Genomic DNA, 21,195 nt, shown 5'->3' with positions numbered 1-21,195 from the left:
GTGCAATGGCCTCCTCCCCCTCCCCTCAATGCAGACTGCGGTGATGTTTCCCTGAGCTTCTCAGGGACAGTGGCTCATAGATCATCGGCCGCAAGAGAGCCCCGGGAGCGACCTGTTCGAGGATTCTCGCAATCGCCGAGACCGCAGCGCCAGCCTCGGTTGTCTGGATAACCAGGGAGCCGCCCTGCCCCGGATCGGACACCAGTGACCAACCGGGTTCTCCTTTGCCGAGGAGGCTCTCCAGGACCGCATGACGGTTCCGCCCGGGGAACAGCACCCCAACATGGCCGCCGAGCGCTGCGCCAATGTCCGCAGAACCTCTGCTCGCAAGGTCGCTGGCATAGCGGCTCAGCTGCGCAAGCCGCACCGCGTCGTCTGCGGTTGGCTCAAGCGTAAGCCGGAACTGGCGCCTCTTCATGGGCTTCCTCCGCAGGTTCACTCTCATAGCCCGAATAGGCTGCAAGCAGGTTGAAAGCCTGATCGGCCTTGGCGGCAGCCGTGATGATCGCGGTCTTGTCGGATTTCAGGATATCGAGCCAATGGGCGATGTAGCTGGCGTGGCTTTCATGGAGGTCTGCGGGGAGGCCCAGCTCATAGCAGATCCGGGCACTGACCTGCTCCGCGACCAGTTCCTCGAAGGCGTAGGCCTTGTCGCCGAACCGCTTGCCGAATGTGCGCGCGAGCCGCGAGGGGTGCCCGCTCCAATGGCCGAGTTCGTGCGCTTTGGTGGCGACATATCCGTCCTCGGTGCGGAAGGCGCCGCGTTCTGGAAGCTGGATATAGTCTCCGCCCGGAGAGAAGAATGCACGGTCACCGCCATGGCGGATATCAGCAGGTATCGGAGCAAAGAAGGCCTGGATGGCCGCTGCCTTCACAGAGGGTTGCGGCGGTGCTTCGGGGACCGGACTGGGATAGAAATGCGGCGGCAGGCCTTCGATCTGCGAGGCATTGAAAACGCTGTAGGATCGCATGAACCGGATGGTTTTCGACGTCTCCTCGCCAGTCGCCTGATCTACGTCGGTCTTGCTCGTGCTGTTGAAATAGATGCTCGGCTCGGCCGTCTCACCCTTGCGCACTTGCCCGCCCAGTTCCTGAGCCTGACGATAGGTCATCCAGTAGCGCGAGGCGTAGCCGAAGCAGTCGGCGACAGCCCAGAGATAGAGGCGATTGATCCCGGTGTAGGGCAGTCCGCCTGCACGCAAGGGCGCGCCCCCTGCCCCGGTCTTTTTCCAGGGCCGCCGCCAGGGCATTGTGCCGGCCTCGATCCGTGCAATGATGAGATTGGTAATTTCCTGCGCGACATCGCGCTTTGGTCCGCGGCGCATCGGCATTTCCCTTCGTGGAAGAAGAAGGCCCGGCCACTCGAGTGAGCGACCGGGCCAGGACATCAGGAGGAGGGTGAGGCGTTCAGGCAGCCACTGCCGTGTCTGTGGCGGCGCCTTCGGGTTCCTCTTCGGCATCCGGCAGTGCGACCACCCCCTCGATCGCGTCGATGTCGGCCTTGCCGTCTTCGGAGGCATCAGGATCAGCGCTTTGTGCGCCCTCCGGCATGGCCGCACTGAACTTCATGGCCTCGGGCAGCCAGGCAAGGGCGGCTTCCTTGACCTCCTGCTCGATGATCGCCTTACCGGCGAAGATCGTCTCGCACGTCTTGGCGAGGTCCGCCTTCTTGGACGCCGCATAGCGCGCAGCGAGGTCACTTCCGCCAACCTCGGTCAGCGCGGCGAGGCAGGAAGTCTTGCTCACCCGGTCGAAGAAATTCTCGGCAGTCGGCCGCCACAGAGCCGCAACGTCGACATCGAGCATCGACCCAAGCACGGCATGAACCGGATGATACTCGGATCCATAGCCCTTCTTGGCCTCGAGCGAGAGCGCCACCGCATAGGCAAGCCAGGCCGCCTTAGCGTCATCTTCGAGGTCGCGGAAGGCGATGAAACGGGCCGCAACACTGCCCTGCTCCTGCCACGCCTTGTCGAGACCATCCTCGGCCTCGGCGAGAATGCCCTCGGCCGCTGATTGCGGAACCTCGCCGGTCGCAGGATCGCTCGGCCGTCCCGCCTTGATCGAGGTGCCCTTCCCCTCATAGCTGCGATTGTCCGCGAGCGCGAAGATGGCGAAATCGAGGGCAAGCCCCGGATCGCCAAGCAGGCAGGCCGACAGGATATTGCGGCGCTGAACGGCGAGCTCGTCGAACAGCCTCGCGCTGATCGGCTTCTCGCTTCCGGGTGCGATCGCCTCAGGCCGTGCGGGAGCACCACTTGCGCGGCTCCCTGAGGTCGGCGCTGGCTCTTCTGCCGTTGCGGTGACATTGCCTTGGTCATCGGTCTCGAACGACAGCCGCTTCTCGCTGTAGTAATCGGCCTCGAGAACCATCTCGCCGCGGGTGGTGAGCACGAGGAAGCGGCCGACTTCACCGCGCCATTCTTCAGGCAGCTCGCGAACCGGATTGTTGAGGTCGCTGCGTTCGGCATCGAGAGCCTCGTATTCGGCCTCGAGCTTTCCGAAATCGACGTCCTCTTGCTCTTCACCTTCATCGAAGATCGCGTTGATCTCATCTATCCGGGCATCGATCTCGTCGATGCGGGCGCGCGCCGTTTCCGAGAGGGGCACGGGCGGGAGCCGGACAGCGGAGACGCCCATCTCGCTGCGGGCCTGCCAGGAATTGCTGGCGGCCACCGGGCTGATCCAGGCGAGACCGGTCTCCGAGGTCAGGCGCTCGGCTTCCGCTTCCATCTTTTCGGAGGCGAGCCGGTGCGCGATATCGATATCGATCCAGCGATCCTCGCCCGCATCGCTGAACAGATCCCGCTCGACCTTGCCGCCGGCAGCCACATAGGCATCTTCGCCGATCAGAAGCGCGATAGGGTCATTACCGCGCATCGAGCCGGTGGCGACCATGCGGCGAATGGCGTCGGCGCTGGGGTTGTAGGCATGGCGCATCTGCTCGAAGACGCGGATCTGCACTTCGTGCTGGTCGGTCGCAGCATAAGCTTTGGCGATTTCGAGGGTGATGTCACCGGCGGCGAGTGCCTCGAAAATCGGCGCTGCCAGATTAGCAAGGCGCAGCCGGCCTTCGACGAACCGCTGGGTGAGTCCGAAGCGCTTGGCTACGGCCGCGATATCGCTGCCTTCCTTGATGAAATGCTGGAAGGCGCGGCATTCTTCAGCCGGAGACATGCCGACCCGCTGGAAGTTCTCGGCGAGCGAGGCTTCGCCCGCCGTCTCTTCGCTACCCTCGAGCAGCTTGCATTCTACTTCGGCATCCGCAGCCCAGGCCCCGCGATCAATGATCATGCCAATGGCCCGCAGGCGGCGGCCACCGGCGATCACCGCAAACTGGCCGCGCTTCTTGCTCTTGGTCACCAGCAGGTTCTGCAGGAGGCCGCGGGCCTCGATGTCCGCAGAAAGCTGCGCGTCGTCTTGGTCATTGCGTGTTTTGCGCACGTTCGCATCGCTCAAATAGAGCTTGGAAAAGGGAATCAGCATCTCGGTCACTCCTGATCTGCTCCCGGCCATCACCGGGGCACAGATCCCCTCCCCCTCCCCTTGTTTGTCGGGTTCAAGCATCCAAGATCCTGTGCACTTGTCGCAGTCACCGTGGGTTCAGCGCCTTCGGTGCTGCCTCCCATCACCGCATCAGGAGCGCCGCCAGCACGGCCTCTGCTGCCGTTGTCGGAATGAACACCCTTGTGCGGAACGAAATGATCTCGGTGAAACAGCCGATGCTCTTCAACCAGGGCAGCTGATCGACGGGGGCGCCAACGATCTCGTAGCGCTGCTCGTTGGCGACCCGCGAGGACTTGATGGTGGCCTCGAACGGTTGCTTGATAGGTATCGTCCGATGCTCGCCGAGCGCCTTGAGGATCGTTTGCTCCGAGAGTTCGACATTCGAGGTAATGTCGAACTTCTGCAAAAGGTTTGCGACGTCGAGCTCGTGAACGATGCGGCCGAGCCAGCTGCGTCCCTCCTCATCGACGATTCGCCTCACTTCCAGATAGTCGATCGGAAGGCTCGACCATATCGGCAGCAGCAGTCCTGTGGCGAGGTAGATCTTCTCGGTTGTCAGCTTCTCGGCCAGCTCGGCGACTTCGGCACACCAAAGTTGCTCGAAGGTCTCCCGAGGACATTCCGCCCACGCAGACTCGGCAAGATCATCAAGGTGATGGTATTCGCGGCGCAGCGGTCGGTGGAGAATGACGCGGCGGATCAGTTCGCCCCGATCGGTCATGAAATGCCGGGACGGCTCAGCCAGCGCCGCCCTGCCGCTCTTGGTATTGTGCATCAGCATGCACCCGTCCGACAGCTCGAGGCGCTGCTTCACCCTTTCCAGCGTGATTGGCCGGGTACGCGTCCTGAGCGCCAGCTGGAGGAGGTGCGAGGTCGCCCCGGTCCGTGCATCCGTCCGCAGCACAATATCTTCGATGACGTCGGCACTTTCGACCTGGATCGTTTCGACGCCCACATCGAGAGAACCGGCCTCACGCGCCGCGGAAACCCGGGCTTCGAGGAGCCCGAGAAACTCATCGAAAATTGCGTTCTGCATGCCGATCGGCAGGGCAAGAATGCGGTTGAGCCACCGCTGGATCGGGGGAAGGTCTTCTTCGAGCACGCCATCCTGGGAGACGATCGTCAATCCGCTGCGTTGCTCGAAGTCGGACAAGGTCACGCTCTTCAGCGTTCCCTCTGCGAGGAGGCCGAACCAGCTGGTGAGCGCCGCCTTGGCATAAGGGCTTTCGAGATTGTCCGCCGGATCGAACAGATTCTGGCCGCCGGTTTGGCGCTGGCCACGCGTCAATGCCCCAAGGCTGTCGAGGCGCCGCGCGATCGTGCTGGTGAAGCGCAGCTCACCTTTGCAGTTGGTCGTGACCGGCCTGAATAGGGGGGTGTTCGCCTGATGAGTGCGGTGGGTGCGGCCGAGGCCCTGGATGGCCCGGTCAGCGCGCCAGCCCGGCTCTAGAAGGAAATGCACCCGGCGCTTCTGGCAGGGTGCGTCAAGGCTGGCATGGTAGGAACGCCCCGTTCCGCCTGCATCGCTGAAGACGAGAATGGGTTTGCGGCCATCCATGAACTGGTCGGTTTCCGACTGGTTCGTGCGGGGGGAGCGAGTTTCGAGGCGCTGGCTACCATCGGCCTGAGAAATGAGGCGCTTTGTGCGCCCGGTGACTTCTGCGACCTTATCCGTCCCGTAGTGTTCGATGATCCCGTCGAGGGCTGGCTTGATTGGCGGCATCGCGCAAAGATGCTCGATCAGCTCGGCGCGCCGGGCGATCGCAGCCTGGTTGTGCACGGGGCGGCCGTCCTCGTCGAACATCGGCGTCGAACGGGTAGCACCGGTGTCGTCGGTGTAGAACGTCATCTGCTGGGTGGGAAAAGCTCGCTCGAGGTATTCGATGACCGCATCAAGCGGGCTGAGATCAAGGTCGAGTTCGGCCCGCTCTTCGGGTGAAAGGCTGTCGAGCCTTCGGTCGAGGATGCTTTCGGCGGTCGAGACCAGCTGAACCACGACCACGTCATCCTGGTCCAGGTGCTTATTGATGGCGCTGATCAGAGTCGGGAGCTTCATCGAAAGCAGCAGCTGGTTGAAGAAGCGCTGCTTGGTGCTTTCGAAGCGGCTGCGGGCTGCGGCCTTCGCGCCGCCGTTCAGCGTGGTGCCGTCGATCTCGTCGACCACACCGGTCAGCGCGAGCGACTCCTCCATGTTCTGGTGAATAATCGCCCAAGCATCCGCATAGGTGTCGTAGACAGCGATCTGCTGGGCCGTCAGGCCGTGCTTGAGGATTTCGTACTCGACCCCGGCAAAGCTCAGCGCCCGTGCCTGGTAAAGCCCAAGGGCCTTAAGGTCGCGCGACACCAGCTCCATCGCAGCGATGCCACCTGCCCTGATCTGGCTGATGAAATCCTCGCGGTTGGCAAACGCCGTTCCTGGTCCCCAAAGGCCGAGCCGAACCGCATAGGCGAGATTGTTGACTTCAGAGGCCCCGGTCGCCGAGGCATAGAGCACGCGGGCCTTGGGCAGATGGTTCTGGAGCATGACGCCGGCGATGCCCTGCTGGGAACCTGATTTGCTCCCGCGGGCGCCCTCGCCTCCTGCCACCCCGCCCATTTCGTGGCTCTCATCAAAGGCGATGACACCTTCGAAATCCGCCCCGGCCCAGTCCAGCAATTGCTTCAGACGGGTCGCATCCTGCCTCTGACTGCGCAGCGTCGGGTACGTGACGAAGAGGATCCCCTCGCGGAACGGCACTGGCTGATCGATTTTCCAGCTGGAGAGCGGTTGAATGTCGGCAGTCATCCCGCCGATCGCGCTCCAATCCCGGCGCGCATCTTCGAGCAGGCTCTCGTTCTTGGATACCCAGATCGCCTTGCGGCGTCCGGCTAGCCAGTTGTCTAGAATGCAGGCGGCAATCTGTCGGCCTTTGCCCGCGCCAGTGCCATCACCGAGGAAGTAGCCCTTGCGGTAGCTGTGTCCGTCTTCGGCCAGAGTGAGAGCGACACCTTCGTCAGCCGGGACGAACAGGCCCGGCAGATACTGCTGCCAGGCATTGCCGGCATAGATCACCGTCTCGAGCTGCGCTTCCGAAAGCAGGCTTTCTTTGAGGATGCGGCCCTGCAGGCTGGGGCAATACTCCGGCACCGGCGCTGGTATGGAGCCCATGGCCACACTTTCCACCAGCGGGGTCGGGTGCGCCTTTGCACCATCGATGTCGATCCGGCTCGGGCGGTAAGGCAGATAGACACCGGCCTGCTCGCCCAGAGGGCGCGGCGTTGCCAGGCTGCGAAAAACAAGCGGCGATATCGATGGCGCTTCGATTACGCGCGGCTTAGCCGCAGGCGGCTTTGCACTTGTGCGCATCGCCTTGAAAAGCGTGCCGGGCTTGGTCTGCTGCCGTGCGTAAATTGGTGAAGCCTCGCAAGGACCGACTGCCCGCTTTACCACTGCAACCGCCGCGGCAATCTCGGCGACATTCGATCTAGCGAGGATCGCAGGACGGATGTTTCCGGGAACCTTGTCGATCACGTAGAGGCGAACCGGCACGCTGGTCCCCTGCTTGTGGTAGCACCTGGCAAGGCGGCAAGCTGTTTGCACCGTGCAGTTCTCGAATGTCTGGTCATAGATTTTCGAGAGCCTAGCGCTGGTGGTGAACCAGTCCGGCATGATAGCGACAAGTCTGCCGCCAGGAGCCAATCGACCGAGCGCGGCGCGCAGATGGCGGACAGCAGCGAATTGATCGACGCCCCTTCCCTCCGAACGGGAGAACGGGGGGTTCATGAGAATCAGGCTGGGGCGCAGCGAAGGATCCAGCGCGGAAGCCAGCATCGCACCGTCGATCCCGGTAAGCTTGGCATGTTTGAACAGCAGAGCGAGTTTCTCACGGCGTTTGGGATCAAGCTCATTGAGGTGCAGCTGCCTTACTGTCGGCAGGCTGGCCACGAGCGCACCATGTCCCGCACTCGGCTCCAGCACGATGTCGTCTGGCCGGGGCTGCGCAAGGACAGTCGCAAGTGCCGCAAGATCGGCAGGCGTGGAGAACTGTTGAAACCGAATCTGGTCTTCGCTCCTGACCGTATGGGTTGGCAGCTGCTCAACCAGAAGACTCAAAGCGGTGATGTCGTCCAGGCGCACCGGACGGGGTAATCTTAGGAGGTGACGGGTCACCCCTGCTTCGAGGAGGTCATACGCATCGCGCTGTGCCCAGCGGCCCTCAGCCGAGCTTCCTCCATGGAGGCGCTTCATTGCGTCGAAGAGCGTCATCTTCGTAAGCGATCCACCGGCGATCTCGAGCGCGACTTCGTCGATGACCTGATCAAGGCGGGAGTCGAACGGGGTGAAAAGATCGGTCATGCGCTGCTCCTGATGCTGATGCGCACCACAGCCTCCCCCTCCCCTTCCGGTTCGGCAGCGCGGAGCTTGGAATTGCGCCAGAGGCGTTGAGCAGCGCCACTCTTGGAATGCCTGTTTTGGCCCGCAGCATTGCACTAGGGAGAGTTCATCGGCCAAATAAGGCCTATAAGTTGACGTTTTTGCGGATAAAGGCCATATATGGCCTATGTATCTCACCCTCCCGGATCAGCTGACGGGCCTCGGCAAGCGGATCAAGGTACGCCGCCTGGCCCTCGACCTTACCCAGCAAGCGGCAGCTGCCAAAGCTGGCGTGTCTCACAGGACGTGGCGAAGGATGGAGGCCGAAGGCAGGGCTTCGATCGAAGATCTTGTGCGCGCCGCCATCGCACTGCGCTGCGATGAAGGCATTGTCGCGCTGTTTCCGCAAGTTCCGGCAACCAGCATGGATGAGCTGCTCGCGCAGCAGCGCCAAGCAGCAAAGCCGCAGCGCAAGCGTGCTAGCGGTGCAAGGCCATGAAGCTGGCTCCGGGAACGCCCTTGGTGGTTGGATTGCTGACCGATGAGACTGCCGCGCCGCTTTCGGTCGGCAGGCTGGCAATGGCCAGGGGCCTTGCGCAGCTCGAATGGTCTGCAGAGATCATAGCGGAAGGGATGCCAATTTCTCCGCTGCACTATCCGGCTGAACCGGGCCTGCACCCTGCCCGCAGCCGGACCTTTGAAGGCCTCCACGGTTTCCTGTCGGACTGTCTGCCCGATGCCTGGGGCATGCTCTTGTTGAAGCGGCGGCTTCAGAAAATGGGTCACCGGTTCGAAGACCTAAACGCAGTCGACCGGCTCGCCCTTGTTGGCACGAAAGGTCGGGGCGCGCTCGTATTCCAGCCTGAAACGCTTGATGGTGAAACTTCAAGTACTATCGACCTCGATGCTTTGGCCGATGAATCCCGCCACGTTCTGCTCGGCGAGGAGACAGAGCTGGAGGCGCTGCTCACTCGCCTGGGCGGCGGCTCGGGCGGCGCGCGGCCGAAAGTTCATGTGGCGATCGACGCGGGCGGCACGCTGTCCGCAGGAGACGAGTTGGCTGCAGCGGGAACCAGGAGCGCCGGTGAGGAATGGATCGTCAAGTTTGCAGCGACCAACGACCCCGCAGATATCGGGCCGCTGGAGGAGGCCTACGCCCGGATGGCCCGCGCTGCGGGAATTGAAATGGCTGAAACGCGATTGATCTCCTCTGCGAAGGGGCCAGGCCATTTCGCGACAAGGCGTTTCGACCGGCCCGTGCCCGGAAAAAGGCTTCATATGGTCAGTCTGGGCGGAGTGCTTGAGGCCTCGCCGCATATGCCGAGTGTCGACTACGACGGGTTCCTGAAGGCGACATTGGCGATCACCCACAGCATGGCGGACGTCGAGCAAGCCTTCCGCCGCATGGTCTTCAACGTGCTCGCGCGAAACCGCGACGATCATGTTCGCCAACATGCTTACCTGATGGACGCTCGGGGAGATTGGCGGCTTGCGCCGGCCTTCGACCTGACGTTCTCGAATGGCCCCGGCGGCGAGCATTACATGGCTGTTCTGGGCGAAGGGCGCACCATTACCCGCCAACATATAGAGAAACTCGCGAAGACCCACGGTATCTCTCCCAAGCGCGTGTTCGCAGTGATCGACGATGTTCGTGCATCACTCGCCGATTGGCCGTCGCACGCTCGGGATACTGGGGTCCGGGTCTCAATGGCAAAAGTATCAGAGGGCTTGGAATCCGTGGCCCGAACATTTGGCTAAGGAAGGCTTTGGGGTCCGTTTTCCCAAGTCTTTGAAGACACCAAGAGGCAGCTCACTCGTCTCCGGGTTGGCCACCAGCAATATTTCATTGCTTTCTCTAGTTTGCCGCTAACTTACTGGGTCCATCTTTCAGTCAGATTTCAGAAGGACGCAGACGTCGTCCTTTGGCGTCATGACCGTGGTGCGCGATTTAGCCCTAGTCACGCTCACGCGAAAATTCTGACGTGCCTGGGATAGGTCGCCTTCTAGCTTGTTTTCGCGAACGATCCGATCCGGGTTCGCCTTAATCTCCTTACCCACCCTGAGTGGCCAGCCTTCGAACACGATCACTTCGTCAAACTGCTTCCCCTTCGCCTTATGCATGTTCATCACAATGACGCCCGTCTCGGGGCGCTGAGCTGTGGCGAAGTGATCCTGAACAAACGCCAATCGAGTGATGTCAAGCGCATCGGAATAGCGACCCCGCTCTCGCCAGTTCTGTTCCAGCGTATTGCGCATCAGATTGCCGCGTTCGAGCAGACGCACGTTGCGGGCGTCGTTCGCAATAGCCCGCAACCGGGTACACGCTCCATCAGCGAGCGTGGCGCGGATGGCGATCCAGTCCTTGTCTGGATCGCCGACCATAACGACCTGCCGGGTTGCGGAAAGGACGGCAGCGATAGGATGGATGACACTGTTCGCGTGCGGCGCCTGTCCCCCGGCGATCCGCTCGTTCCATTTCGCCAGCGCGCTCTCCAGCTTGACCGCATCGCCCAGATCTCCCTTGCCTGGGTCGGATCCCCCACGGCCGCGAAGATATTGGCATATCAAATGCACCAACTGGTCGAGGTCATCCGAAGCACGCTCTTGCTGCATCAGTTGCGCAATGACTTCGGCTCCCAGGATCGGTCCTTCCATATCGATCGAGGCGGCATGTGAGATAGTCGGAACGTTACCGAACGGATCGCGCAGGATATCGGAAACGAGCCGCATCTTCCGCTTGGTTGGAACGAGGATTGCGAGCGACCAGTCGCGCCGTCCGGTGGCGATCAGCCGGGCTCGCGCCTGAAGGACCTGCGTGACCAGCGCGGCATAGGCCTGGTTCCGGTTGGACGGAAACAAGCAAAAGCTGATGCCAGAGTATTCGGCCTTGCTGAATTTGGCGGTCAGCAGCTCGTTGCCGAAGAGTAGTATGTCCGTGCCCTTGCTGCGGTGATTGTCCGAGCCGAGCTCGGTGAAGGTCGGAGCGAACGCAGCCTTGAAATGATCAAGGCGGGCCGGATCGGCGCCAATGAATTCGAAAATGCGTTGCTCCGGGTCGGCCAGCGCAATCAAGGTGCAACGGTCGCCAAGCGCCTTCACGACACGCCACTGATCCGCGCTCGTATCCTGGAATTCATCGAAGATGATGCAGGGCCAAGCTATAGCAGTCATTGCTCGCAGTTTGGCGGAACCCTCGAGCAGCCGTGCCACGAGATCAGCGAACAGATCGAAGCAGACTTTCCCCTCTGCAAACGCAAGTCGGTCGCGCTCAGCCTTCTCGCGCGCTCTCTTTTCGGCCAGCTGGGCTTCGTCGAGCTTCTTGTCGGGGCCATATTCCCGGCGGATCGCAGCTAGGGCGATCGCTTCACCTGGCGGTGTGAGGATCGAGATCCTACGCGGCAGGCCGACCAGATAGCCGTGCGTCTTGAGAAGCCGCCAGAAGAAGCTGTGATAGGTGTCAACCTCGATCCGGCTCCGCTCGTCGGACGAGACGTCTTTTTCTTCGTCGATGGCTTCGAGGACACGGGAGACCGTCGCACGCGCGAAGCTGAGAAAGAGGACACGCTGCCCTGGCTTGAGCATTTCGCGGGCGATTTTCGCTGCCTTCAGGATCGAGACGGTCGTCTTGCCGGAACCGGGGCCACCGGTAACCAGCTGGTGGCCGGCGGTCGCGAGCACGATCTGCTGCTTCGGCGTCAGGTCGACCATGATTACCGCTGTTACCTGAAAAGCGCGTCGAAGTCGTCGCCACCTCCGCCAGGTGCAGGATCTGCAACAGGCGGAGGTGGAGGCGGATCGCACAGCTGGCGCAACCGCGCGCAGGTTTGCCGAAACCACAACGGTATCTCGGCTTCTGAGCACTGGGCCAGGAAGTCGGCGATGCCCCAATTACCCTTGGACCACTGGAAATAGTCCATCAGCGCATCGATCATGTTCACGTCGGCGCCCGCATGCTTGGCTGCCAGATGCGGCGGCCAAGCCAGCGACTGCGAGAAGCGGTTCATGGCCTCCAAGGTGGTGTTCTTGAGGACAAGGTCCTCAATGCCTTTTTCGGGATGCATGAACAGCTGTTCGACCTCGGCCTCGATGGCTTGCTGCGCCTCCGCGGTCTGCAAATCACACAGCGCAAACACCCGCTTGCCCAACCCCGCATAGAGCCTACCGAGATCGGCGATCTGAGTCTCGGTCTTCGCGTTAATGACGGTGATTCCCAAGCCTTCGATTGAGCTGTAGGTCGCCGGATTGAGATCAGAGAGCCGACGCGCGACGACCGGAAGCGCCGCGGCTTCGGTATCGCCTTCCGCAATGAGCACCCGGCGCGCCAGCAGCCCTTCGCAGAATTTGGTGCGGAAGTCTTGTCGGTAGCGCTTGTGCTTCACGCTTTCAGGAAGGGCGATAGAAGCTTGGCTGAGTATGCCTTGGCTGCTCCGGGAAAGGATGACGGTCTCGTCTAGACCAAATTCTTCAAGGACGTAGGGCGAATGAGAGGTGATTATCGATTGGGCGGAGAGCTTGCGTAGCTCATGGACGATGCGCTTCTGCGCATAGGGAGGAATAGCAGTTTCGACCTCTTCCATGGCGAAGATCACATTCTGCTTGTCCTCGGCGATTTGAGAAAGAAGCGCGAGGACGAGCATGTTGATTGTGCCGGTACCCTGCCGGTAAAAGGGGGCGGCATGGTCGCCACTGCCGGTGGCGATGAAGGCCGTTATCACTTTGCGGAGATGCTCGCGTGTCAGGCTGGAAACGCGAAGGTGCGGCTTTGCACCCCATTCTCGAGGCACGTATTTCTTAAGCGAGGCGTTCACGCTCTCAAGGACTCCGCTGATGCCCATCTGGGGGTCACCAGCCACGTCCAGTGTGGAAAGCGCATCCAGTGTGCCTTCCCAAAGCCGGGGGCGGATTTCCTTTAAGCGGAGGATGATGTCGAGCAGGCTGCCATGCTCAAGGCTGAGGGCGCGGGATCCGGTCCTAAGCGAGCGGAGAAACAAGAAGCCGCAATGCTGCTTGTCAGTCTTGCGGAACGGAGTCGGAGTATCGTCTTCCGTCAAGCTGCGGGTGAAGTAAGTGGCACCAGTGAAATCGTCGTCGTCCGGGTCATATTGGCCGATAAAGGTGACGCGTAGCGCTGCGACGACGGCGGCTGCATCTATGCCGGCGGGGTTCGCCTCAACGAACAGGGTTCCATCAGCCGTGTTGAGCCACTCGATTCTACCGCCGAAACGAGCCAGCTGTTCCTCCGATAGGTCCGTGATCGTCACTTCGATCTCGATGCGCGGCGGCACTGAGTCCGCCAATGGGTTGCCTGCGGCCTCGACGGGAGGCTGCCCATCGTGGTCAGCCTCTGCCACGGCGGTAGCGGGAGCGAGATAACGACCCTCGAAGAAGTCGTGCTCGTCGACCGGTGGTCGACGGGAGAGTCGATCGGGGCCAAGTACCAGATCGATGGCCTCTAGAACCGAAGACTTGCCAGTGTTGTTGTCACCGATAAGCACTGCATGCGCAGGCAGACAGATGGTGGCGGACTTGATGCCGCGAAAGTTTGTCACCGATAACGAATGAACTCGCATTTCTTTCTTCGACCTCCCTGAACCTGCGCAAGATGGCGCAAGGCGGGCCTATTGGGAAGTAAAACAGGCATTTATGCTATTTTCGCGAGGATCGATTGGAGTTCGCACCACGGGAACCGTCATCTGGTGCCAAAAGGATAACCAGGAAAAATTAGTCCTCATCAATCTTCGGAGTAGGGATCCCATCGGTGAAATAACTCGTTGTTTGCGGCCCAATCATCGCCATTGCCCGGAGCACTTCGAATGATCTGAAGGCCAGGTCTAGCGTAAGCCATCGTCGCTCGGTGTGCTGCCCTTCGCCCTGGCGAATTGTTGTCCTCGGCTATGATCAATGTGTCGAGCTCCAGCGGCAGCTTAAGGTTTGGCAGTCGGGAAGCGCCCATCGCCGCCCAACAGGTTACGCCAGACAGACGGGTGAAGGCAGCAGCATCTTCGAAGCCCTCCGCTACTGCCAGAACTCGTCCACTCGGCGTCGGTTGCCATGCCCCTTGCCCGCAGCGCCCGAGCAAGAATTTACCCTGATGCTGGTTCGTTCTCGGGTCGAGAATGATGCGCTGGACGGCGACAAGGTGACCACCGTCTCGCACAGCGACGAGCAATGCTTGATGAAATGCAGTGTTTGGCTTTCGGCCGAGAGGGCACTTCGGGTGGAAGCGCACGTCAGGCAGATCGAGGGGTAGACATCTCCCAATGAGGTAGCGTTCTCCCAGCGTACCATAAACGCCGACCGCATCACTCCACAGACGCTGAGCGAGTTGACTGGAATGCAGACTTTGCGTTGGGCGGGGTTCTACGCCTCGAACTCGATCTGTATTCCGCAGGGCACGTATGATGTCCCTTGGATTGCAGCCGGCAAAGCAATGCACGAGGACCCCTGATAATCCTTGGCGGATCGATAATGAGGGCGTCCTGTCGTCATGAGCAGGGCATCGGCACATAGCGTAGGAGCCGTGCCATGTGCCGCGCAGAGCTGTGACAAGGTTGATCGTGTCTTGAGTTGGTCGGAGTGCTGATAGGGTCATAAGCGTCCCTAAAGCTTTCCCCCTCCCCTTCCTGCCGTGCACTTGAGGAGCGCCGGGTGCTTTCAATCGTCCCCATAGGGCCTGCAGTCATCGAAGTTGGCTGTAGCGAACTCCAATTCGCTTGAATGCGCTTGCTCGTCTTTGACGGATCAGCTGAGCGGTCGCTTCGGCTTGTGCCGTCGCCTCGAAGCTAAGAATGAGGCCCTGCCCTTTTGAGCCTATCCGCCCCCAGCGGCGTTCAACAGTTGTCCACCCGAACAAGTCGGTTTGGATCCAGAGGTGGTATTCTCGCGCGACGTTGCGCGAATTGTCGACGGCTTGCCAATGCCACGACTGACTGGTTGGTGTTTCCATAGTAGCCTGGTGGCAGAGACACGGACCAATGGTCCAACCGGGAATATGAATCACAGCTGCGTCAGTGATTCACTGATCCGATGGGAGGGGGTTGCTGGCCGATCACCTTCAAAAACATCATCATAAAAACGCCGCTGCTTGCAGCGGAAGGATTTCTGATTCTAGAGATTCAGATTCAGGTCCGATTTATGGCCTGAATTCAGAGGACTATGCCGTTTTTCCTGACCCGATGGGGGTGTTAGGCTGACCTTCTGGGGGCTACATCCTGACCGAGCGGGGGCTTTCCCCTGACCTTCTGGGGCATTCCTGACCAAATGGGGGGAGAGCCTGTTCCAGTAGATGTAGCGGGCCTTTCGAGCGTTTTCTCCTGCCTGGTTTTGTAAAAACTGAACCCTAGCTTGCGTTCGTTCATGACGCTTGCCGACTCGCAGGAATTCCGACGATTCCGTAACCCCTCCCTTGCCCTTCAATCCTGACCTCTTGGGGGCTGCACATTGATTCCTGACCTGACCTGACTTGACGCAAGAGGTCAGGTCAGGCAGCAATCAATCCTTCAAAGAATCAAGCTCTGATCGCACTATGGCATGGAAACTGATGACGGCCCAATAGTAGAAGCTTCCGAGGAGAAGCCTGAAGAAGGTTCCCCCGGACGTGCGATGCGCGTTGCTGCTGCATTGAAGGCAAAGGGTGGCGACGAGTTCGCCAAACCGGGCAACATCATTGAGATCAAATTCGTCAAAGGTGAGTCGCTTAGTCTGACGGCATCGCGGCTGTTGGCGCTCATGATCCTGACCGCAGGTGGAGACGCATGGGAAGATCGTCCTCATCGCATTCGCAAAGCCGATATACGCCGAGGCCACAAGGGTAACGAGCGGATCAGCGACATGCTTCAGGAGCTCCATCGCACCCTGTTTGCTGTGGATGATAAATCGTGGCGCGGAAAGAAGGCGACTCTCCTGTTCTCCCTGATCTCTCGGTCTAAAGAGGAAACCGACGAGGATGGCGGAGAGACGGGCTGGATCGAATGGGAGTTCACGCCCGATGCGCGTAAGCTGATCCAGGCTTCTGAGACCTATGCCGTGCTTAACCGGCAAGCGGTCTTGGGTTTCCGCTCGAATTATGCGCTCAAACTTTACGAGCTTGGAGCCCTTCGCCTCCATCGCCGCCAAGCAACCTGGCGAGGAGATATGCAGGCACTGCGTGCAGCGCTTGGCATCCCGCCTGATGTCTACACGGACTTCGCTCAGCTTCGGCGCAAGGTGCTTGAAAAGGCGAAGTCTGAAATTGACCAGCTCGCTCACTTCCGTGTCGAATGGCGCGAGATCCGGCAGGGACGAACGGTCACTGAACTCGAGTTTCGGTTTGAACCCAAAGGTGCGCCCGAGGTTCTCGAAACCGTAGACGAGCTCGACCGGCACTCGGCGGGGCGCCAAGCGAGGCGGACAGGTTCGGTCGAAACAGTAACTGCGGGGCAGGGGGCAATAGCAGCACCGCCCAGCGCGGCGCCTGCGATCAAGCAGTCAGAGTCCACCTTCCCGTCGTCTGGCTCGATCCGCTTCGGGCACGCCGATTTGCTTGAAGTCGCCCGAAAGCATGGCGGTGGATGGGATGTCGATCTTATCGCGAGCGGCTTTCGCGAACACATGGGCAATCGGTTGGAGAAGCTTCGTGGCGCCAAGCTCATCGCTGCTTGGAAGGGCTTTTGTGAGGGCTGGGTAAACCGGCGCGGGCGGCCCTGACGCTCAAGAATTGCACGCGTGCAATTCGCCATGCCCCCACCGAGTCAGGATTGCCTGATCCGGCTCTAGAATCGGCGCGACAATGCGGCCCGACTTTCGAAATTTCCGAATTTCTTGACCGAAAAGCGCAAGTGGGTGTAGCATACCCTCAATTGCGAAAGGACGGCATGTGTCTAACGGACTTCAGATCGAAGAAGCCGAGCGTTTAGTCTCGGTTGCAACGCTCGCCAGTCGAACATCGTCGGTGCTCGAAAAGCTGCGCGACTCCGCACGAAGCGCTCGGGCAGATGCGCGCCGCGAGCCTACCTTTACGATCGGGAAGGCGGCAGAGCTCGTCGGGCGGACGCCGGCGGCTATCCGTGACGCCGAGAAAGATGGAAGGCTGCCCGAGCCGGCGAGGACAGATAGCAATCGACGCGAGAGGTACACTCTTGCCCAGCTTAACGACATGCGCGGCGTGTTCGGCACCAGGCCGTATCGTGCTCCGACCGATCCGTGTTGCGTGGTTGCGGTTCAGAATTTCAAAGGCGGCGTCGGCAAATCGACGCTGTCTGTTCACCTGGCGCAATATCTCGCGATCAAGGGCTATCGTGTTGCATTGATCGACTGCGACAGCCAGGCCTCTGCGACGACGCTGTTTGGCTATGTGCCAGATCTCGATCTGACAGAGGACGATACCCTCTACCCATTCCTTCGTGAGGGTGAGCGGTCATCGCTCGACTACGCCCTCCGCAAGACCCATTTCGACGGCCTTGAGCTGATCCCTGCCAATCTTCGCCTGTTTAATTCCGAGTACGAACTGGCCGCCAGAATGGCGCAGGGGAACGGAGCCTTACTTGACCGCCTCAAGGAAGGGATTGAGAGCATCTCGGATCGGTTCGATGTCATCGTCATGGACCCACCGCCCGCCCTCGGGGCTATCTCTTTGTCCGTGTTGCGAGCTGCGAATGCGTTGGTGGTTCCGGTTCCTCCGACCGTGATGGACTTCTCGTCGACTGCGGCATTCCTCTCAATGCTTGATGAGACGATTGAGCAGCTGGCCGACCGAGGTCTTGCCCCAGAACTAACGTTTCTGCGCTTCGTTGCCTCAAAGGTCGATGAGAACAAGTCGATGCAGAAGGAGCTTCTGCAGTTGATGCGGACGCTGTTTGGCCACGCCATGGTTCGAACGCCGCTCAAGGACTCTGCCGAGATCGACAATGCGACTGCGCGGCTAATGACAGTTTATGAACTCGACGGGCCTGCTACGAGCTCGGCGGTACGCAATCGCTGCCTTAATTATCTTGATGGCGTGAACTCAGAAATCGAAGTCGACATTCGATCGATGTGGCCAAGCCATCAAAAGCGCCTCCGGCAGGAGGCCTTGGTATGAGCCGCTGGGAAAATTGCACGCGTGCAATTCTGCTAATGGGAGGCTTGCATGAGTAGGAAGAACAGCGGTTTTGCCGCCGACTTGGCAGCCGGGATCGATCTGACCGAGGATTCCGCCGCGCCGCGTCGATCGAGCATCGCGTCGAATGTGCTTACCGGGCGATCAAACCGTTTGGCCGATCTCGCTTCCGGTGCGATTGTCTCGCGCACGCATGAGCTCGTTGATCCAGCAAGGTGCCGGATGTGGGCTGGCCACAATCGCGACTACGCGCTCCTCAATGAGGAACGCTGCGCAGACTTGATCGAGAGCATCAAGGCCCAAGGGCGGCAAGAGATCCCGGCTATTGTCCGTCGCCTGTCGGGCGAAGATGGCTATGATTTCGAGGTCATCTGCGGGGCGAGGCGACACTGGTCGGTCAGCTGGCTGCGGACGCACAACTACCCAGACTTCAAGTTCCTCGTCGACGTGCGCGAGATTGGCGATGAGGAGGCTTTCAGGCTCGCAGATCTCGAGAACCGCGCACGGGACGACCTAACCGATTTCGAGCGCGCGAAGGACTATCTCCGGGCATTGTCGGCCTACTACGAGGGTCGTCAGAAGACGATGGCCGAACGGCTCAAAGTGTCCGAAAGCTGGCTCACACGCTATCTCGATCTGGCCCGCCTGCCCGAGGAGTTGACCAGAGCCTTTGCTAATCCGCATGAGCTCGGAATTCGCAATGCGATCGCACTCAAGGCGCTCATGAAGCCAGAAGATCGGAAGGAGAGGGCCTTCCGGGAGGCAGCGCGGCTTGCCGCAGAACGGGAACGGACGAACCATTCGCCATCAGTCCTCGAGGTGATCAAGGCGCTTTCACTCGCGGCTGATCCCCCCAAGAAGTCAGGAACCCCCAAGAAGTCAGGAAAGGCCGAGACCGTCGCGAATGCGGTTGGCCAGCCTGTACTTCGGATTGAGGGTGCTGATCGCAAGGGTGTCCGCATTACCTTGCTGAACAAGGGTGGTGCGACGCGGCAGGAAGCCGAAGAGGCTATTCGCGCGGTACTAGATCAGCATTGGCCGGTACAATAGCACTATCGGTCTCGCGCAAGCGCACCATGCCTGCCTCCTGCAATGAGGACACCGATTGCGAAGCGGTTCGCTTTGTCACGCCTAGGCATCTGGCAAGCTCCGCTCTGGTAAGGGGACCAAGGCTGACGATCATGCGCCACGCCTGCGGAGCGGTTGAGGAGGCATACAGCCGACCGGCCAGCTGCTTGTCGGCCAAAGTGACAGCCTCTCGCATCACCCGCAAATCGGCCGCGGCATTGTCAGTGGCCGTCTGAAGCGCTGAACGGAGAAGGGCGGGCAGGGGTTCTTCGTGGAATTCGCGGAACAAGGCCCGCGGCATGATGCCTGCAAGCGCCAGCGGGGCCGAGCCCAACCCAAAAAGGTGGGGCCTGATGGCCGCAGCCAATGAGGCAGCCCAGGCCGCGCCACGCGGCGCCGAACGCGTGATTGCGAACCCGCCGACCTGGACCATTTCGCTGCCGCCTTCGAAAAAGTCGAATTCCTCGGTTCGCAGTTCCTCAAGCCACTCGATCAGCGTGCCGTCGGGATCCCTGCTGGGGAGCAGAGCGTCGAGCCGCGCGAGCGCATTGTCTGCGGGTGTGTAGGCCTCGGTGAAGCCTTCGGTCTGGCATTTGGCTGCCAGCACCTGCCTGGCAGCCTTGGCGAGGACAGGGGACGCACGTCGGCCGATCCACGACAGAAATTGCCGCCGCTCCTCCGAGTACCATGATCGGACAAGTTCGCTCGCATTAATGCCCGGGTTGTGTGCGATTCCTAGATTATCAAAGGGATAGTCTCGAACATGCACGCGCCAAAGACGCCGCAATGAGGCCATCGCCAGACACTCGGCGAGCTCCGGCGAGATGAAGGGGAGGGCGCCTTCGATCCGCGCAAGGGTCAGTTGCCAAGGGGGAGGGTAAGGCGCCATCGGGCAAATAGTATATGAACGGCCTAAAAAGTATACCCAGCTTGTACGGTTGATTTGCTGTCCGATAAGAACCCTTCACGGACAACACGACAATCTATATAGAGTGCCTCAAATCCGCTGCGACGCCGCCGCTCTCCCAAGGGCAGAACGCCGAAGAAACCAGCGGCGCGATCGAGCATGAAGGAGAGGCGCTTTGGCTGACGGCACCGGGCTGATCGTTGAGGTGCCGATCGATGAGGGCCTCGTCTCGCTCGGACAGGCAATCCCTCCGCAGCTCGCCGCCGAAATCGAGGCCGCCCGTTCCTACAGGGCGCGATCCAAGGCCGCGAACACCGTCCGCGCCTATGACAGCGACTGGCGGCAGTTCGAAGAATGGTGCTGGACGCGCGACCTTGAGCCCATGCCCGCGATGCCCGAGGTGGTTGCAACCTGGCTGGCGTCACTGGCTCAAGCGGGGAGGGCGGACAGTACGATCGGGCGGCACCTTGCTGCCATTGCCTGGCACCACAGGCAGGCGGGGCACGTGGCGCCGCAGCACCGTGATCCCCGCGATGTCATCGCCGATACGCTCGCCGGCATTCGGCGCGAGCAGCGCGCACGGCCGACACGCAAGAAGAGCGCCATTCTGGCGGCCGATCTGGCGCGGATGATTGCGGCTGCAGAAGGATCGAGCCCGAGGGCAATCCGTGACCGTGCGGTCATGGCGCTGGGCCTTGCAGCAGCACTTCGGCGCTCGGAGCTGGTCGCTCTGCAGCTCGCCGATCTCGAGCTCGTGCGCGAAGGGCTCAAGCTGACGATCCGGCACTCGAAGACCGACCAGGAGGGGGAGGGGCAGGTCATCGCAGTTCCGTCGGGCAAGGTGCTCAAGCCCGGTCCCCGCCTCAACGAATGGCTGAGCGTCAGGGGAGGGGAGGCGGGGCCCCTTTTCTATCGAACCGATGCTCAGGGCTTGATGACGAAGGAGCCCATGTCAGATCGCTCGGTTGCTCGCCTGATCCAGCGCTACGCCGAGAAGGTCGGTCTCGATCCGGCTGCGGTCGGGGCGCACTCGCTTCGATCGGGATTCCTGACCGAAGCTGCGAAGGCTGGTGCTTCACTGCCAAAAATGCAGGAGGTCTCGCGACAGAAAAAGGTGGAGGTGCTGCTTGGCTATGTCCGAGATGCGGCTTTGTTTGAGAACCACGCTGGCAAGAGCTTTCTCTAGCCTAGGTTCAGGCTGAAACGCGGTGCCCCAAGGACCAAGGGAGCCACCGCGACACTTACCGCGCGCACATACACCGTGACGGTGGTCTGAAATGTAAC

The 21,195-nt window shown here is 60.8% G+C and carries 15 protein-coding genes; 6 read left to right on the top strand and 9 right to left on the bottom strand.

Features of this window, described 5'->3' with window-relative positions; genetic code table 11:
* Positions 1-25: 25 nt before the first annotated feature.
* From NJ75_RS00250 to NJ75_RS00235, 4 genes are all read right to left on the bottom strand, one after another.
* Positions 26-418 carry a hypothetical protein gene (locus NJ75_RS00250; RefSeq protein WP_039330687.1) on the bottom strand — a complete coding sequence of 131 codons (393 nt, stop codon included), beginning with the start codon at positions 416-418 and terminating at the stop codon, positions 26-28.
* A complete protein-coding gene (locus tag NJ75_RS00245; RefSeq protein WP_086740700.1) occupies positions 387-1,325 on the bottom strand; it encodes an ArdC family protein in 939 nt (312 codons plus the stop codon). Before NJ75_RS00245 ends, NJ75_RS00250 begins: the two co-directional genes overlap by 32 nt.
* Positions 1,326-1,407: 82 nt before the next feature.
* Positions 1,408-3,486, bottom strand: coding sequence for a ParB/RepB/Spo0J family partition protein (locus tag NJ75_RS00240; RefSeq protein WP_039330896.1), 2,079 nt, complete (start codon positions 3,484-3,486; stop codon positions 1,408-1,410).
* Between the two features lie 142 nt (positions 3,487-3,628).
* Positions 3,629-7,843, bottom strand: coding sequence for a strawberry notch-like NTP hydrolase domain-containing protein (locus NJ75_RS00235; RefSeq protein ID WP_039330683.1), 4,215 nt, complete (start codon positions 7,841-7,843; stop codon positions 3,629-3,631).
* 205 nt (positions 7,844-8,048) lie between these two features.
* Here NJ75_RS00235 and NJ75_RS00230 point away from each other — a divergent pair, with 205 nt between their 5' ends.
* Positions 8,049-8,360 (top strand): helix-turn-helix transcriptional regulator, encoded by a 312-nt coding sequence (locus NJ75_RS00230; protein WP_039330681.1) that lies wholly within the window; start codon positions 8,049-8,051, stop codon positions 8,358-8,360.
* Positions 8,357-9,619 (top strand): type II toxin-antitoxin system HipA family toxin, encoded by a 1,263-nt coding sequence (locus NJ75_RS00225; protein ID WP_039330680.1) that lies wholly within the window; start codon positions 8,357-8,359, stop codon positions 9,617-9,619. Before NJ75_RS00230 ends, NJ75_RS00225 begins: the two co-directional genes overlap by 4 nt.
* A gap of 129 nt (positions 9,620-9,748) precedes the next feature.
* On the opposite strand, the gene NJ75_RS00220 is transcribed toward NJ75_RS00225, so the two are convergent.
* From NJ75_RS00220 to NJ75_RS23615, 4 genes are all read right to left on the bottom strand, one after another.
* A complete protein-coding gene (locus NJ75_RS00220; RefSeq protein ID WP_039330679.1) occupies positions 9,749-11,569 on the bottom strand; it encodes a UvrD-helicase domain-containing protein in 1,821 nt (606 codons plus the stop codon).
* Positions 11,570-11,580: 11 nt separating this feature from the next.
* A complete protein-coding gene (locus NJ75_RS00215) occupies positions 11,581-13,431 on the bottom strand; it encodes an ATP-dependent nuclease (RefSeq protein ID WP_039330678.1) in 1,851 nt (616 codons plus the stop codon).
* A 161-nt stretch (positions 13,432-13,592) separates the two neighbouring features.
* The gene (locus NJ75_RS25505; protein ID WP_231731198.1) at positions 13,593-14,369 is read right to left on the bottom strand and encodes a DUF7146 domain-containing protein; all 777 of its coding nucleotides are present in this window, start codon (positions 14,367-14,369) and stop codon (positions 13,593-13,595) included.
* Positions 14,370-14,540: 171 nt separating this feature from the next.
* Positions 14,541-14,807, bottom strand: a complete 267-nt coding sequence (locus NJ75_RS23615; protein WP_082013209.1) for a WGR domain-containing protein — start codon at positions 14,805-14,807, stop codon at positions 14,541-14,543.
* A 656-nt stretch (positions 14,808-15,463) separates the two neighbouring features.
* Here NJ75_RS23615 and NJ75_RS00210 point away from each other — a divergent pair.
* The 3 genes from NJ75_RS00210 (at position 15,464) to NJ75_RS00200 (ending at position 18,986) form a co-directional block, all read left to right on the top strand.
* Entirely contained in the window at positions 15,464-16,546 is a 1,083-nt protein-coding gene (locus NJ75_RS00210; RefSeq protein ID WP_039330893.1) for a replication initiation protein, read from the top strand.
* Between the two features lie 169 nt (positions 16,547-16,715).
* Positions 16,716-17,918: an AAA family ATPase gene (locus tag NJ75_RS00205; protein ID WP_039330676.1), complete on the top strand. Its 1,203-nt coding sequence runs from the start codon at positions 16,716-16,718 to the stop codon at positions 17,916-17,918.
* Between the two features lie 48 nt (positions 17,919-17,966).
* Positions 17,967-18,986: a ParB/RepB/Spo0J family partition protein gene (locus NJ75_RS00200; RefSeq protein WP_039330674.1), complete on the top strand. Its 1,020-nt coding sequence runs from the start codon at positions 17,967-17,969 to the stop codon at positions 18,984-18,986.
* Here the strand turns inward: NJ75_RS00200 and NJ75_RS00195 are convergent.
* A complete protein-coding gene (locus NJ75_RS00195; protein ID WP_236727027.1) occupies positions 18,946-19,611 on the bottom strand; it encodes a MarR family transcriptional regulator in 666 nt (221 codons plus the stop codon). The two genes, NJ75_RS00200 and NJ75_RS00195, sit on opposite strands and share 41 nt — an antisense overlap.
* Positions 19,612-20,086: 475 nt before the next feature.
* On the opposite strand from NJ75_RS00195, the gene NJ75_RS00190 reads away from it, so the two are divergent.
* Positions 20,087-21,097, top strand: a complete 1,011-nt coding sequence (locus NJ75_RS00190; protein ID WP_230960947.1) for a site-specific integrase — start codon at positions 20,087-20,089, stop codon at positions 21,095-21,097.
* Positions 21,098-21,195 lie beyond the last annotated feature (98 nt).

The organism is Novosphingobium subterraneum (assembly GCF_000807925.1).
GTDB lineage: Bacteria > Pseudomonadota > Alphaproteobacteria > Sphingomonadales > Sphingomonadaceae > Novosphingobium > Novosphingobium subterraneum.
The sequence above is the reverse complement of the archived record's forward strand: the minus strand, read 5'-3'. Positions and strand labels throughout refer to the sequence as shown.